Genomic DNA, 15071 nt, shown 5'->3' on the forward strand with positions numbered 1-15071 from the left:
CGAATATGTCGCAGCGTCGCAAGCAGCGGGCTTCCCACACTCGTTAAGCTGCGCAACGGATGTGCCCTGTGCCGGGAACCTGACCTGCCCGTCGTACCGTCGCCTGGCAAGGCGTATGTCCAATGGAAGTTGTATGTGACCTGACTGTCTTGTCCAGCTTCACTCACCTGTCACCCTGATTCGCTAGTGTGCTTATATCAGTACCAGCGAACAGCGCTGACGGTCTCCCCGCAAGGGGATAACACGCGACGCTTTCATCAATAACAAGCCCAAGCGGAGTACCACAGATGGCGTTCTTCACCGCAGCCAGCAAGGCCGACTTCCAGCATCAACTGCAATCGGCACTGGCGCAGCACATCAGTGAACAGGCACTGCCACAAGTGGCGCTGTTCGCTGAGCAATTTTTCGGCATCATTTCCCTGGACGAACTGACCCAGCGTCGCCTTTCCGACCTGGCCGGTTGCACCCTGTCTGCCTGGCGCCTGCTTGAGCGCTTTGATCACACCCAACCGCAAGTGCGGGTCTACAACCCCGATTACGAACGTCATGGCTGGCAGTCGACCCACACCGCGGTCGAAGTGCTGCACCATGACCTGCCATTTTTGGTGGATTCGGTCCGTACCGAACTGAACCGCCGTGGCTACAGCATCCACACCCTGCAGACCACCGTGCTCAGCGTACGCCGTGGCGCCAAGGGCGAGCTGCTGGAAATCCTGCCCAAGGGCACCCAGGGCGAAGGTATCCAGCAAGAATCGCTGATGTACCTGGAAATCGACCGTTGCGCCAACGCCGCCGAACTGAACGTGCTGAGCAAAGAGCTGGAGCAGGTGCTGGGCGAAGTGCGCGTGGCGGTGGCTGATTTCGAACCGATGAAAGCCAAGGTCCAGGACCTGCTGGCCGGTATCGACGCCAGCCAGTTTGTCATCGACGGCGAAGAAAAAGCCGAGATCAAGAACTTCCTGGAATGGCTGGTGGGCAACCACTTCACCTTCCTCGGCTATGAAGAGTTCGTGGTACGTGACGAGGCAGACGGCGGTCATATTGAATATGACGCCGATTCCTTCCTCGGTCTGACCAAGCTGCTGCGCGCCGGCCTCACCGCCGACGACCTGCGCATCGAAGACTATGCCGTGGCTTACCTGCGTGAGCCGACCGTGCTGTCGTTTGCCAAGGCGGCGCACCCAAGCCGCGTGCACCGCCCAGCCTACCCGGACTATGTGTCGATCCGTGAGATCGACGCCGACGGCAAAGTCATCAAGGAACACCGTTTCATGGGCCTGTACACCTCCTCGGTGTATGGCGAAAGCGTGCGGGTCATTCCGTACATCCGCCGCAAGGTCGCGGAAATCGAACGCCGTTCCGGCTTCCAGCCCAAGGCTCACCTGGGCAAGGAGCTTGCCCAGGTCGTCGAAGTGCTGCCCCGTGATGACCTGTTCCAGACCCCGGTCGACGAACTGTTCAGCACCGTGATGTCGATCGTGCAGATCCAGGAACGCAACAAGATCCGCGTGTTCCTGCGCAAAGACCCGTACGGTCGTTTCTGCTACTGCCTGGCCTACGTGCCGCGCGACATCTACTCCACCGAAGTACGCCAGAAGATCCAGCAAGTGTTGATGGATCGCCTGAAGGCCTCGGACTGCGAATTCTGGACCTTCTTCTCCGAATCCGTGCTGGCCCGTGTACAGCTGATCCTGCGGGTTGACCCGAAGAACCGCCTGGACATCGACCCGCTGCAGCTGGAAAAAGAAGTGGTGCAGGCCTGCCGCAGCTGGCAGGACGACTACTCCAGCCTCGTCGTCGAAAGCTTCGGCGAAGCCCACGGCACCAACGTGCTGGCCGACTTCCCGAAAGGCTTCCCGGCCGGTTACCGCGAGCGTTTCGCTGCGCATTCGGCCGTAGTCGACATGCAGCACCTGCTGAGCCTCACCGAAGCCAACCCGCTGGTGATGAGCTTCTATCAGCCGCTGGGCCAGGTCTCCGGCCAACGCGAGCTGCATTGCAAGCTCTACCACGCTGACACCCCGCTGGCGCTGTCCGACGTGTTGCCGATCCTGGAAAACCTCGGCCTGCGTGTGCTGGGCGAGTTCCCGTACCGCCTGCGTCACGCCAATGGTCGTGAGTTCTGGATCCATGACTTCGCGTTCATCGCCGCCGAAGGCGTGAACCTGGATATCCAGCAGCTCAACGACACCCTGCAAGACGCATTTGTGCACATCGTGCACGGCGACGCCGAGAACGATGCGTTCAACCGCCTGGTGCTGACTGCCGGCCTGCCGTGGCGCGACGTTGCGCTGCTGCGTGCCTACGCCCGTTACCTGAAGCAGATCCGCCTGGGCTTCGACCTGGGTTACATCGCCAGCACCCTGAACAACCACACCGACATCGCCCGCGAGTTGACCCGGTTGTTCAAGACGCGCTTCTACCTGGCGCGCAAGCTCACCAGTGAAGACCTGGAAGACAAGCAGCAACGCCTGGAACAAGCGATTCTCACGGCCCTGGACGATGTTCAGGTGCTCAACGAAGACCGCATCCTGCGTCGCTACCTGGACCTGATCAAGGCCACCCTGCGCACCAACTTCTACCAGACCGACGCCAACGGCCAGAACAAGTCGTACTTCAGCTTCAAGTTCAACCCGCACGCGATCCCTGAACTGCCCAAGCCTGTGCCGAAGTTTGAAATCTTTGTGTACTCGCCACGCGTCGAAGGCGTGCACTTGCGTTTCGGCAACGTCGCGCGTGGTGGCCTGCGCTGGTCCGACCGTGAAGAAGACTTCCGTACTGAAGTGCTTGGCCTGGTAAAAGCCCAGCAAGTGAAAAACTCGGTCATCGTGCCCGTGGGTGCGAAGGGCGGCTTCCTGCCGCGTCGCCTGCCATTGGGCGGCAGCCGGGACGAGATCGCGGCCGAGGGCATCGCCTGCTACCGCATCTTCATTTCCGGCCTGTTGGATATCACCGACAACCTGAAAGACGGCGCCCTGGTGCCGCCGGCCAACGTCGTGCGCCATGACGACGATGACCCGTACCTGGTGGTAGCAGCGGACAAGGGCACTGCGACCTTCTCCGACATCGCCAACGGCATCGCCATCGACTACGGCTTCTGGCTGGGCGATGCGTTCGCTTCCGGTGGTTCCGCCGGTTACGATCACAAGAAAATGGGCATCACCGCCAAGGGCGCGTGGGTCGGTGTGCAGCGTCACTTCCGTGAGCGCGGCATCAACGTGCAGGAAGACAGCATCACCGTGGTGGGCGTCGGCGACATGGCCGGTGACGTGTTCGGTAACGGCCTGTTGATGTCCGACAAGCTGCAACTGGTTGCGGCCTTCAACCACCTGCATATCTTCATCGATCCAAACCCGAACCCGGCCACCAGCTTCGTCGAGCGCCAGCGCATGTTCGAGCTGCCGCGTTCGGCCTGGACCGACTACGACACCAGCATCATGTCCGAAGGCGGCGGTATCTTCTCGCGCAGCGCGAAGAGCATTGCCATCTCGCCACAGATGAAAGAACGCTTCGATATCTCCGCCGACAAGCTGACCCCGACCGAGCTGCTGAACGCCTTGCTCAAGGCACCGGTGGACCTGTTGTGGAACGGCGGTATTGGCACTTACGTCAAGGCCAGCACTGAAAGCCACGCCGATGTGGGCGACAAGGCCAACGACGCACTGCGCGTCAACGGTAACGAGTTGCGCTGCAAGGTGGTGGGCGAGGGCGGTAACCTCGGCATGACCCAGCTGGGTCGTGTCGAATTCGGCCTCAATGGCGGCGGTTCCAACACCGACTTCATCGACAACGCCGGTGGCGTGGATTGCTCCGACCACGAAGTGAACATCAAGATCCTGCTCAACGAAGTGGTGCAGGCCGGTGACATGACCGACAAGCAACGCAACCAGTTGCTGGCGAGCATGACCGACGAAGTCGGCCACCTGGTGTTGGGCAACAACTACAAGCAGACCCAGGCCCTGTCCCTGGCTGCGCGCCGTGCCTACGAGCGTGCCGCCGAGTACAAGCGCCTGATGAGCGACCTGGAAGGCCGTGGCAAGCTGGACCGCGCCATCGAGTACCTGCCGACCGAGGAGCAGCTCACCGAGCGCGCCGCGAATGGCAAGGGCCTGACCCGTCCGGAGCTGTCGGTGCTGATCTCGTACAGCAAGATCGACCTCAAGGAAGCGCTGCTCAAGTCGCTGGTACCCGATGACGAGTACCTGACCCGTGACATGGAGACCGCGTTCCCGCCGAGCCTGGTGGCCAAGTTCTCCGAGGCCATGCGTCGTCACCGCCTGAAGCGCGAAATCGTCAGCACCCAGATCGCCAACGACCTGGTCAACCACATGGGCATCACCTTCGTGCAGCGACTCAAAGAGTCGACCGGCATGAGCCCCGCGAACGTGGCGGGCGCCTATGTGATCGTGCGCGACATCTTCCACCTCCCGCACTGGTTCCGTCAGATCGAAGCCCTGGACCACCAGGTCTCCGCTGACGTGCAATTGCAGTTGATGGACGAGCTGATGCGCCTGGGTCGTCGTGCCACGCGCTGGTTCCTGCGCAGCCGTCGCAACGAGCAGGACGCTGGCCGTGACACCGCACACTTCGGTCCGCACCTGGCCGCCTTGGGCCTCAAGCTCGACGAACTGCTGGAGGGCCCGACCCGCGAAGGCTGGCAGACCCGCTACCAGGCCTACACCGAAGCCGGCGTGCCGGAGCTGTTGGCGCGCATGGTTGCAGGCACTACCCACCTGTACACCTTGCTGCCGATCATCGAGGCCGCTGACGTCACCGGGCATGACGCCGCCGAAGTGGCCAAGGCCTACTTCGCCGTCGGCAGCGCCCTGGACCTGCCGTGGTACCTGCAGCAGATCAGCGACCTGCCAGTGGCCAACAACTGGCAGGCCCAGGCCCGCGAAGCCTTCCGCGACGACGTGGACTGGCAGCAACGCGCGATTACCATCTCCGTCCTGCAAATGGCCGACGCGCCACAAGACATGGAAGCCCGCGTGGCCCTGTGGCTTGAGCAGCACAAGGACATGGCCGAGCGTTGGGTGGCGATGATGGTGGAAATCCGTGCTGCGGTCGGCACGGACTACGCCATGTACGCGGTGGCCAACCGCGAGCTGCTGGACCTGGCGTTGAGTGGACAGTCGGTGCTGCAACCGGCGTAATCCCTCGGTAAAACAAAAGCCCCCGCATCGTGAGATGCGGGGGCTTTTTGTTGGAACGCTATTTATCAAACACTGAAGGGCACGTTTTGACCTGCATTCACTTAGGTGCAGTGGTGTTTTACGAATCTGCTTTCCAGATGATCCAAGTGCTGCATCATGAGGTTCACCGCGGTCGTTGAGTCACGCCGCTCCACCGCCTCCACAATCGCCACATGCTCCTGCCACGCGCAATACGTGCAGGCTTTCGCTTCGTATTGGGCAATGATCAACGACGTCAGCGGCACCAGGCTGTTGAGGAACTGTGCCAGGGGAGCATTGCCCGCCATGGCGGCCAGTTGCAGATGAAATTCCCCGGACAGGCGAATCGCCGGCCCACGCTGATCTCGCTCGATACAGTCGCGCTCGCGGGCAATCAGCTCGCGCAATTGGCGTAATTGCAGGGGTGTTGCCTGGGCACAGGCCAACTGCACCACGGTGACTTCGGTCATCCTGCGCGCTTCCAGAATCTGCCGGGCCTGCTGTGCATCCGGCGCTGCCACCTGGGCGCGCTGGTTGGGGCGCAGGATGATCACTTGCTGATGGGACAGCTTGGCCAGCACCCGCCGGATCACGCTGCGGCTCACGCCGAAGGTTTCGCCCAGGCCTTCTTCGGTAAAACGGCTGGAGGGCGCAATGCGTTGCTCGAGAATGGCGTCGAACAGCCGCGGGTAGATGTCATCCACCGAAGGCTTCCTGCCGGCGACCAGGCGCAGGGCAGGGAGTATGGGGTCGCGTTGCAGCGCGTGAGCGGTCATGGCCAGTCTCCAGTCATTCAGCTACCCAGATGGTCATCCGGAATGTTCAAGCGAATCCCCATGCGCAGGCCTTCCTGAAGAATGTGCCGACGCATCTCGGCACTGGCCAGGGCACTGTTCTTGTTGCGGATGGCGCGCACCACGGCTTCGTTTTCCTGCAGGCGCTCGGCCAGGTGTTCTGGCGAGTTGCGCAGTACCTGGGCGCTTTGCTTGAGGGCGTTGCTGGTCTGTTGCACCACGTTCTGGAAGATCGGGTTGGAGGTGAGGGCGAACAGTTCTTCGTGAAAACCGATGTAGGCATTCATTCCGGCCTCTGCGTCACCTGCGTCGAGGGCTTCGCGCATGTCCATCAGGGTCAGGCGCAGTTGGCCGACTTCCTTGCTGCTGATGGACTGGGCTACCAGGCCGACAATGAAGGGTTCGAGGGTGTAGCGCAGTTGCAGAATATCTTCCAGGCTGGCGTCGGCCACGGCGTCACTGGGCTGTGGCTCGCTGACGCTGGTCTCCAATACGACCACACCTTTGCCGGGCATGGAGCGCACCAGGCCAAGCGTCTCGAGCACGATCACCGCTTCACGTAGGCTGGGCCGGCTGATGCCCATCTGTTCGGCCAGTTCGCGTTGGCCGGGGAGCATTTCGCCACGGCGCCACTGACCCCGCGCCAGGGCGGCGCGCAGTTTTTCGACGACTGAATTGACGACGGTTGAGGTGCTGATCACGTCTACCTCTCCTTTATGTTGCGAATACATTAGCGAGCATGGCGACTCTTAACTGTGGGAGCGGGCTTGCTGGCGAATGCGGTTATTCAGTCAATACATCTGTGACTGACCCAGCGCTTTCGCGAGCAAGCCCGCTCCCACATTTGAACGGTGTCGCTCATGAAATCGGTCAGAACTCTTGGTGCGCGGGCAATACCGGTTTCTTGGCCTGGAAGGCATACCCTTGCTGGCCGTCGAGCACCTTGTTGGCCCGCTGGATATCGATATCTTTCTCCCAGCGCGCAATGGCCACGGTTGCCACACAGTTGCCGATCAGGTTAGTCAATGCACGACCGATGCCCATGAACCAATCCACCGCCAGCACCAGCACCAGGCCCACCACCGGGATCGCCGGAATCGCCGTGAGCGTCGCCGCCAGAATCACCAGGGCCGAGCCGGGTATGCCGTGGGCGCCTTTGGAGGTGATCAGCGATACCAGCAGGATGGTCATCAGATCAGTCATCGACAGCGGCGTGCCGGTGGCGTTGGCGATAAACACGATGGCCAGGGTCAGGTAGATGGAGAACCCGTCGAGGTTGAACGAATACCCCGTTGGGATCACCAGACCCACGGTGGAGCTGCCGATGCCCAGATGTTCAAGTTTACGCATGATCTGTGGCAGCACGGCGTCGGAGGAGGCGGTGCCCATCACGATCAGCAGCTCTTCGCGCAGGTATTTGAGCAAAGGCAGCATGCGCAGGCCCGACAGACGCATTACCAGGCCGAGGATCAGCCCGACGAAGGCAAAGCAGGTCAGGTAGAACAATCCCACCAGGCTGCCCAGGTGTTGCAGGGAATCCAGGCCATAGGTGCTGGTTGTAAACGCAATCGCGCCGAACACACCGATGGGAGCGAGGCGCACGATCATGCCCATGATGCGGAAGATCACATGGCTCAGTTCATTGATCAGCCGCGAGATGCCCGAGGCGGCTTCGCCCACCAGGTTCAACGCACTGCCGAACAGCACCGAGAACAGCAGCACTTGCAACACGTTGTTATCGGCAAAGGCGCCGATCACCGAGTTGGGGATCAGATCCATCAGGAACTGGCTGGTGCCACGGATGTGCTGGCCCTTGTCGGCCAGTTCATTCAGGCCCGCCGATGACAACTGCTCCAGATGGATATTGGCGCCTTGGCCGATACCGGTGCTGAAGGCCATGACCAGGCCGATCACCAGCGCGACGGTGGTCAGGACCTCAAAGTAGATCACCGACTTGAGGCCGATACGCCCGACTTTCTTCAAGTCGCCGGCGCCGGAAATGCCACTGACCACCACGCAGAAAACGATCAGGCCGATCAGCATCTTGATCAGCTTGATAAAGCCGTCACCCAGGGGTTTGAGTTGCGAGGAGAATTCGGGAAGGGCCAGGCCGCAGATTATGCCGAGCATCAGGCCAATCACGACTTGCAGGAAAATCGAACGCGAGCACCATCTGAGCATGGGAGGGATCTCTATTCGGTGCCCTGGTGGTTCCAGGGCTTAATTGTTGTGGTCATACCGGTAAGTCCAGTGCGGGGCCAGTCTACGCCCGGTATTTTTGAAATCACAAGCAATTATTTGACGGTTGGCAGGTCCCGGTCTGACCAGTTGGTCGGTAAAGGCGATGCTTGAGCGGTTGGCGGGTTGGAATTTTTTTCGCTTATCATCCGCCGCTCGGCACATGAGGTGATGGATGGACGTACCAGGACTGACCACTGACGACAGCGGGCACACCCACTGCACTTGGCGCACGGCGGCGCCGGAATACCCGCGTTATCACGACGCGGAGTGGGGCGTGCCGGTGGCGGACGATATCCAGCTGTACGAGAAGATCTGCCTGGAGGGCTTTCAGGCCGGCATGGCCTGGATCACCATTTTGCGTAAGCGCGAGCAGTTCCGCGCGGCGTTCGACGGATTTGATTTTCGCCGGGTGGCGCAGTATGGCGACGCGCAGATCGAGCGGCTGATGCAGGACCCGGGCATCGTGCGCAATCGGGCCAAGATCGTCTCCACCATCAACAATGCGCGCCGGGCGTGTGAGTTGGTGGATGAGACCGGTTCGCTGGCGCGCTGGTTGTGGGCGTTTGAGCCAGGTGATGAGGAGCGTCCGGCTGTGGTGGACCTGGCTTATTGGACGGGGAATCCAACGTCACCAGCGTCGGTGCGGTTATCCAAAGCGTTGAAGAAGCGTGGTTGGACGTTTGTGGGGCCGACCACGATGTATGCATTGATGCAGGCGATGGGGATGGTCAATGATCACCTTGAAGGGTGTGCCTGTCGTGAGCGGGTTGAGCAGTTGCGCCGTCAGTTCAAGCGTCCCTGAATGACTGACCCTACGTGGCTGGACCTGTAGCAGCTGGCCTGGCAGCCGACCACTGTCTAACGGTGCCCGCGATTCAAATGTGGGAGCTGGCTTGCCGGCGATGGCGGTTTGTCATTCAGCGAAAGGGTTGAATGTTAATCCCCTATCACCGGCAAGCTTGGCCTATAGGGTTTTATTGTTTAGGCAGGGGCGTGAGCACTTGCGCCTTGTCATCCAGGACGATCACCACCAGCAACTTGGCCGGTTTGGTCTGGCTGGCATTGCTCGATTCGAAGTGCCGCGAACCTGCCGGTTCGTAGAACGATTCACCGACCTTGTAGGTTTTTGCTTTCTCATCATTCACCCGCGAGGTGATCGCGCCTTCCAGCACGTAGGCCACGGCGGTGCCGGTGTGGCTGTGGGGTACGGTGGCCTGGCCGGGGGCATAGTCGACGGTGAGCATGATGGTTTTCTTGCCGGGGACGTTGGTCAAGGCATGTTCTTGCAGCACCTTGATCGACTCCTGGTTGTACACCGGTTCGTGGGCAAAGGCACTGAGCGAGGCGAGCATCAGCGAGGCGGCGAGCAGTCGTTTCATGGCGAGGTTTCCGAGTAGTTCGAGACCGCTTCACCCTACGCCGCCGTGCCTGGGTGACCAATGACCAATCCCGGCAAAGAGCAGGAGACCAATGCCTCAGTGGTCGAAATCCAGGCGGCGCGCCAGGTGTTCGCCGGTCAATTCGATAAACCCTTGCAGGGCCGGCAACCGGAAGTGCGCGACGAGCTGTTCGGCACTGGTCCAACGGCCGCTGACGGTCCAGAGGTCGGGGTCCAGCGGGTGGCGTTGCACGGCGTAGTCCAGGCAGCCAGGGGCGGTGCGCACGGCGTTGGCTATCTGCTGCAGGCGCTCGCCCAGTTCACTTGAGCGCCCGGCCGCCGCACGGACATGGACAGTGTTGCAGGCACAGGCTGGCATGACGAGGGTCTCCGAGGTCGGGTGTCAGTGCACAGGCTAGTGCCTGGGAGTGACAGGACCAATGACCAATCGGCTGGAAAATCCACTAGCCAATCTGCTGGAGGATATCGCGGACCTTGTCCAACGCCGGGTCGATATCGAGGGTCTCGATGGCGCCGAAGCCGATGATCAAGCCTGGGCGGACCGCCGCATCGTGAAAGAACACGTCCAGGGGATACAAGCCCACTTCCACCTGGCGCGCCAGTTCCATGAGCAACGGGATGTTCACCGGTACTTTGCACAGTGCGGCCATGTGAAACCCGGCCACGGTTGGCACCGCTTCGAACCATGGCGACAGGTCACCTGCCAAGCGCTGCAGGATGCGTTCACGGCGCCCGGCGTAGACCGTGTGGCAGCGGCGGATATGTTTGAGCAGGTAGCCCTCGCTGATGAACTTGGCCAAGGCCCATTGCGGCAGCGTCGAGCTGTGCTGGTCGGTGAGTTGCTTGGCCTTGAGCACTGCGCCATAAATGGCCGGCGGCAGCACCGCATAACCCAGGCGCAACTCGGGCAGCAAGGTTTTCGAGAAGGTGCCGACGTAGGTGACCACGCCGCGGGTGTCCATGCTTTGCAGCGAGTCGGTGGGCCGGCCCTCGTAGCGGAATTCGCTGTCGTAGTCGTCCTCGATGATGATCGCGCCCAGCTCAAACGCCCGGGCCAGCAAGGCTTGGCGGCGTGGCACGCTCATGGGCATGCCGAGTGGGAATTGGTGGGAAGGCGTCACGTAGATCAGCTGTGTACCGTCGGGAATCAGGTCCACCCGAATGCCGTGTTCATCCACTGGCACGCTCGCGACGCTGGCGCCCATCGCCATGAACAATTGGCGCGCGGGGCTGTAACCGGGGTCTTCCATGGCGACGATGCTGCCCGGTTCCAGTACCACACGGGCGATCAGGTCCAGCGCCTGCTGCGCGCCGTTGGTGACCACGATGTCGCTGTCACGGCAGTTGACCCCGCGCGAAAACGCGATATGCCCGGCGATGGCACTGCGCAGTGCCGGCAGGCCTTCGGGCTGACTGTAGAAGCCACTGTTCTGGGCGATGCGCCGCAGGGCGTCCTGGGTACAGCGTCGCCATTCATCCTGAGGGAACTGGTTGCGGCTGGTGGCGCCGCCGATAAATTCGTAGCGCAGCGTGCTGTCGCGGGTGGGATGACGCATGGGGGAGGGCAGTGATTGCCACTTCGCCAGATTGGCGGCGCAGGCCAGGTCGGTGGCGGTTTGCAGGCGTTCGGTCTGTGGCGCACGGGCGTTGACGAAGGTGCCGCGACCGGTCTTGCCGATCAGCAATCCCTCGTAGGTCAGGGTGGCATAGGTGTCCGACACGGTCTTGCGCGACACACCCAGTTGCTCGGCGAGCAGGCGGCTGGGCGGCAGTTGCGCACCGGCGGCCAGGCGCCCGGAGCCAATGGCTTCACGTAACTGTTGGTACAACTGTTCGGCCAGATCCTTACGGCCGTTGATCACAACGTGCAGTTCCATGTCTTATTCCGAGCGTTTACTTTGCGCCAAGCGTACGCGCGTGCGCGGCTGGCTCAAAATGGTCTCTGCATAAACCGGCCGATTGGCTATAGGGCGTGTGCCCTGTGGGTTCTAGGCTGGACTGTCGTTGAACCTACCGCCAGAGAGCAACCCCAATGGAACCCCGCCTGGATTACTACACCGCCTCACCGCTGGCGCTCAAAGGCATGCTGATGCTGGAGGCGACGACCTTCGGTTTGTCCATCGAAAAGCCTTTGCTTGAACTGATCAAGATCCGTGTCTCGCAACTCAACCACTGTGGTTTCTGTACGGATATGCACTCGATGGCGGCACATCAGCGCGGCGAGACCGAGCGACGTTTGTTCGCGTTATGCGTCTGGCGGGATTCGCCATTCTTCACGGCGCGGGAAAAGGCCGCGTTGGCCTGGAGCGAATCGGTCGCGACACTGCCGACCTCGGTGGTGTCGGATGAACTGTTCGCCGCCGTACGGGTGGAGTTCAGCGAGCAGGAACTGGTAGACCTGACCATGGCGGTGTCCAGCATCAGTGGCTGGAACCGCCTGGCAGTGAGCTTTCGGCAACAACCGCCGAATGCTTGATCAGGAAAGGAAGCCGCCGTCCACGTTCAGCGACACACCGGTGGTGTAGCTCGACGCATCGCTGGCCAGGAACAGCACCGCGCCGGCCATTTCGCTCGGGTCGGCCACGCGCTTGAGCGGGATTTGCGCCAGGGCCATTTTCAGGATCGCGTCATTCTTCACCAGCGCCGAGGCGAACTTGGTGTCGGTCAAGCCAGGCAGCAGGGCGTTGCAACGAATGCCGAACGCCGCGCATTCCTTGGCGAATACCTTGGTCATGTTAATCACGGCGGCCTTGGTCACCGAGTAGATGCCCTGGAATACACCGGGGGAGATCCCGTTGATCGACGCGACGTTGATGATGCTGCCGCCACCGTTCTCGCGCATCAGCTTGCCGGCTTCCACGGACATGAAGAAATAGCCCCGGATATTCACATCAACGGTCTTCTGGAACGCACCGAGGTCGGTGTCCAGCACGTTGCAGAACTGCGGGTTGGTCGCCGCGTTGTTGACCAGGATATCCAGGCGTCCGAACTGCTCGCGGATACCGGCGAACACTTGGGTGATCTGTTCCATTTCACCGATATGGCAGGCCACGGCAGTCGCTTTGCCGCCGTCGGCGATGATCGCGTCGGCCACGTGCTGGCAGCCTTCCAGCTTGCGACTGGAGACGATCACATGAGCGCCTTGCTGGGCCAGCAACTTGGCGATGGCTTCGCCGATGCCACGGCTGGCGCCGGAGACAAAAGCGATCTTGCCGTCGAGGTCGAACAGGTTGGTCTTGGACATAGCGGTTCCTTGTTGTAGGCGATCAGAGCGCGGATTTGCTGATGACGTTCAGGCTCATCTGCTCCAGCAGCGTGTTCATGTGGATGAACTGCGCAAAGCGTTTGTCCTGGGTCTGGCCATGGAAGAAGCGGTAGTAGATCTGCTGCACGATACCGGCCAGGCGGAACAGGCCGTAGGTGTAGTAGAAGTCGAAGTTGTCGATCTGGATGCCCGAGCGTTCAGCGTAGTAGTCGACAAACTCACGGCGGGTGAGCATGCCCGGCGCGTTGCTCGGCTGACGACGCATCAGTTGCACCGGCGCGGGGTCGGCCGCTTCTATCCAATAGGCGAGGGTGTTGCCCAGGTCCATCAGCGGGTCGCCGAGGGTGGTCAGCTCCCAGTCCAGCACGCCGATGATCTGCATCGGGTTGTGCGGGTCGAGGATCACGTTATCGAAGCGGTAGTCGTTGTGCACGATGCTCGACGTCGGATGGTCGGCGGGCATTTTGTCATTGAGCCAGGCGCGTACGGCATCCCAGCGCGGGGCGTCGGGGGTCAGGGCTTTTTCGTAGCGGTCGCTCCAGCCACGGATCTGGCGTTCCACGTAGCCTTCGGGTTTGCCCAGGTCCGCCAGGCCGCAGGCGCTGTAGTCCACCTGGTGCAGTTCCACGAACTTATCGATGAAGCTTTTGCACAACGCCTCGGTCTTGCTCGCGTCCAGGCCCAGTTCGGCCGGCAGGTCGGAGCGCAGGATGATGCCGTTGACGCGCTCCATCACGTAGAACTCGGCGCCGATCACCGACTCATCCGTGCAATGCACATAGGCCTTGGGGCAATACGGGAAGCCGTCTTTGAGCTGATTGAGAATGCGGTACTCGCGACCCATGTCATGGGCGGACTTGGCCTTGTGGCCGAAAGGTGGGCGACGCAGCACGAACTCCTGGCCCGGGTATTCCAGCAGATAGGTCAGGTTGGACGCGCCACCGGGAAACTGGCTGATCGTGGGCGTGCCGGTCAGGCCCGGGATATGGGCCTTGAGGTAGGGATCGATCAGGCTGGCATCAAGTTCTTCGCCAGGGCGAATCTGGGTGGATTGGTCGTTCAGCGCCATGCTTATCCCTTCTGCTTATTCTAAAGGCCTCGGACTATTTCCTAATCTAATGCGCGCAGCCGCCCAGCGACAAGGTCGGGGCGGCTTAATAGGTTAGCGTGTTGGGCGATAATCAGCGTGCCTGATCGGTCATTTAGTGGGCGGGGGCAATGCGACCGGCGTGAGGACTGGGCGGCCGGCGAAGTATTCCACCAGGTTGTCGGCCACGCGCTGCACGGTGTCGTGGGCGGCTTCCGGCGACAGGCCGGCAACATGGGAGGTCAGCACGGTGTTGCTGAGCGTCTTGAGAGCGTCGGGCACCTTCGGCTCGTCATCGAACACATCCAGCGCCGCGCCCCCGATGCGGCGCTGCTCCAGGGCGGCCACCAGATCGGCGGTGACTACCACGCTGCCACGGCCGATGTTCACCAGGTAGCCATTGGGCCCCAGGGCATCCAGGGCGTGGCGATCGATCAGGTGACGGGTGCTGGCGCCGCCGGGTGTGGCCAGGATCAGGAAGTCCGAGGTGCGCGCCAGTTCCACCGCAGTTGCGCAGTAGGTGTAGTCCACATCATCGCGTGGCTGGCGGTTGTGGTAACTCACCTCCATGCCGAAGCCCAGGGACGCGCGCTTGGCGATTTCCAGGCCGACGGCACCCAGCCCGAGGATGCCCAGTTGCTTGCCGCCCAGGGACGGGCGCATCACCTTGGGCCATTCACTGCGGCGCACGGCGGCGTCGGTCTGCGGGATGCCGCGCACCAGCGCCAGCAGCAACGCCATGGCGTGATCGGCCACCGACGGCGCATTCACCCCGGCGCCGTTGGTGACCACGATCCCGCGATTGCTGGCGGCCTGCAGGTCGACGTGCTCGTAGCCGGCACCAATCACGCAGATGATCTCCAGCAGGGGCAGCGCGGCGATTTCCTCGGCGTACAAACCCAGCGGGCCACGGGTCAGCACCGCCTTGATCTGGCTGCCATGGGCCTTGATCGCTTCAGCGCGTTCGGCCGGTGTCGGCGCCAGGATCACATGAAAGTCATTGCTCTCGATGATGGGCAGGTATTCGTTGATGGTTTCAACCAGGACCAGAACAGTAGCGGTCATCGGAAGGCTCTTCCTGAAGGGTTTGAGGGGAGGAGTATGCCGTATT

At 61.6% G+C, this 15071-nt stretch carries 12 protein-coding genes; 3 read left to right on the top strand and 9 right to left on the bottom strand.

Features of this window, described 5'->3' with window-relative positions; genetic code table 11:
• The first annotated feature begins 287 nt into the window (after positions 1–287).
• Positions 288–5156, top strand: a complete 4869-nt coding sequence (locus CWC48_RS24330; protein ID WP_078048748.1) for an NAD-glutamate dehydrogenase — start codon at positions 288–290, stop codon at positions 5154–5156.
• 101 nt (positions 5157–5257) lie between these two features.
• Here CWC48_RS24330 and CWC48_RS24335 read toward each other — a convergent pair whose 3' ends face one another.
• The 3 genes from CWC48_RS24335 to CWC48_RS24345 all read right to left on the bottom strand — a co-directional run bounded on the left by CWC48_RS24335 (position 5258) and on the right by CWC48_RS24345 (position 8164).
• Positions 5258–5950 carry a GntR family transcriptional regulator gene (locus CWC48_RS24335; RefSeq protein WP_100490513.1) on the bottom strand — a complete coding sequence of 231 codons (693 nt, stop codon included), beginning with the start codon at positions 5948–5950 and terminating at the stop codon, positions 5258–5260.
• Between the two features lie 17 nt (positions 5951–5967).
• Entirely contained in the window at positions 5968–6669 is a 702-nt protein-coding gene (locus CWC48_RS24340) for a FadR/GntR family transcriptional regulator (RefSeq protein WP_095016497.1), read from the bottom strand.
• Positions 6670–6838: 169 nt separating this feature from the next.
• On the bottom strand, positions 6839–8164 hold the full coding sequence (locus CWC48_RS24345) for a C4-dicarboxylate transporter DctA (protein ID WP_177409504.1): 1326 nt from the start codon (positions 8162–8164) through the stop codon (positions 6839–6841).
• Positions 8165–8381: 217 nt separating this feature from the next.
• Here CWC48_RS24345 and CWC48_RS24350 point away from each other — a divergent pair, with 217 nt between their 5' ends.
• Positions 8382–9011 carry a DNA-3-methyladenine glycosylase I gene (locus tag CWC48_RS24350; RefSeq protein ID WP_100490514.1) on the top strand — a complete coding sequence of 210 codons (630 nt, stop codon included), beginning with the start codon at positions 8382–8384 and terminating at the stop codon, positions 9009–9011.
• A 172-nt stretch (positions 9012–9183) separates the two neighbouring features.
• Here CWC48_RS24350 and CWC48_RS24355 read toward each other — a convergent pair whose 3' ends face one another.
• The 3 genes from CWC48_RS24355 to CWC48_RS24365 form a co-directional block, all read right to left on the bottom strand.
• Entirely contained in the window at positions 9184–9588 is a 405-nt protein-coding gene (locus CWC48_RS24355; protein ID WP_099491576.1) for a cupin domain-containing protein, read from the bottom strand.
• A gap of 96 nt (positions 9589–9684) precedes the next feature.
• The gene (locus CWC48_RS24360; RefSeq protein ID WP_100490515.1) at positions 9685–9966 is read right to left on the bottom strand and encodes a putative quinol monooxygenase; all 282 of its coding nucleotides are present in this window, start codon (positions 9964–9966) and stop codon (positions 9685–9687) included.
• A gap of 85 nt (positions 9967–10051) precedes the next feature.
• On the bottom strand, positions 10052–11485 hold the full coding sequence (locus CWC48_RS24365) for a PLP-dependent aminotransferase family protein (RefSeq protein ID WP_100490516.1): 1434 nt from the start codon (positions 11483–11485) through the stop codon (positions 10052–10054).
• A gap of 155 nt (positions 11486–11640) precedes the next feature.
• Between CWC48_RS24365 and CWC48_RS24370 the strand changes: the two genes are divergently transcribed.
• Entirely contained in the window at positions 11641–12084 is a 444-nt protein-coding gene (locus tag CWC48_RS24370) for a carboxymuconolactone decarboxylase family protein (protein ID WP_100490517.1), read from the top strand.
• On the opposite strand, the gene CWC48_RS24375 is transcribed toward CWC48_RS24370, so the two are convergent.
• From CWC48_RS24375 to CWC48_RS24385, 3 genes are all read right to left on the bottom strand, one after another.
• The gene (locus CWC48_RS24375) at positions 12085–12852 is read right to left on the bottom strand and encodes an SDR family oxidoreductase (protein ID WP_034106094.1); all 768 of its coding nucleotides are present in this window, start codon (positions 12850–12852) and stop codon (positions 12085–12087) included.
• A gap of 22 nt (positions 12853–12874) precedes the next feature.
• Entirely contained in the window at positions 12875–13942 is a 1068-nt protein-coding gene (locus CWC48_RS24380) for a phosphotransferase family protein (RefSeq protein ID WP_078048740.1), read from the bottom strand.
• Between the two features lie 129 nt (positions 13943–14071).
• Complete coding sequence (locus CWC48_RS24385) at positions 14072–15025, bottom strand: 2-hydroxyacid dehydrogenase (RefSeq protein WP_100490518.1); 954 nt, start codon at positions 15023–15025, stop codon at positions 14072–14074.
• Between the last annotated feature and the right edge of the window lie 46 nt (positions 15026–15071).

It is taken from the genome of Pseudomonas sp. S10E 269 (genome assembly GCF_002798465.1).
Classification (GTDB): Bacteria; Pseudomonadota; Gammaproteobacteria; order Pseudomonadales; family Pseudomonadaceae; genus Aquipseudomonas; species Aquipseudomonas pergaminensis.

Excerpts from the sequence above, each read along its gene's own strand:
- CWC48_RS24375 (WP_034106094.1), bottom strand. The coding sequence starts at position 12,852 with ATGTCCAAGACCAACCTGTTCGACCTCGACGGCAAGATCGCTTTTGTC.
- CWC48_RS24380 (WP_078048740.1), bottom strand. The coding sequence starts at position 13,942 with ATGGCGCTGAACGACCAATCCACCCAGATTCGCCCTGGCGAAGAACTT.
- CWC48_RS24335 (WP_100490513.1), bottom strand. The coding sequence starts at position 5,950 with ATGACCGCTCACGCGCTGCAACGCGACCCCATACTCCCTGCCCTGCGC.
- CWC48_RS24360 (WP_100490515.1), bottom strand. The coding sequence starts at position 9,966 with ATGCCAGCCTGTGCCTGCAACACTGTCCATGTCCGTGCGGCGGCCGGG.
- CWC48_RS24355 (WP_099491576.1), bottom strand. The coding sequence starts at position 9,588 with ATGAAACGACTGCTCGCCGCCTCGCTGATGCTCGCCTCGCTCAGTGCC.
- CWC48_RS24350 (WP_100490514.1), top strand. The coding sequence starts at position 8,382 with ATGGACGTACCAGGACTGACCACTGACGACAGCGGGCACACCCACTGC.
- CWC48_RS24370 (WP_100490517.1), top strand. The coding sequence starts at position 11,641 with ATGGAACCCCGCCTGGATTACTACACCGCCTCACCGCTGGCGCTCAAA.
- CWC48_RS24330 (WP_078048748.1), top strand. The coding sequence starts at position 288 with ATGGCGTTCTTCACCGCAGCCAGCAAGGCCGACTTCCAGCATCAACTG.
- CWC48_RS24385 (WP_100490518.1), bottom strand. The coding sequence starts at position 15,025 with ATGACCGCTACTGTTCTGGTCCTGGTTGAAACCATCAACGAATACCTG.
- CWC48_RS24365 (WP_100490516.1), bottom strand. The coding sequence starts at position 11,485 with ATGGAACTGCACGTTGTGATCAACGGCCGTAAGGATCTGGCCGAACAG.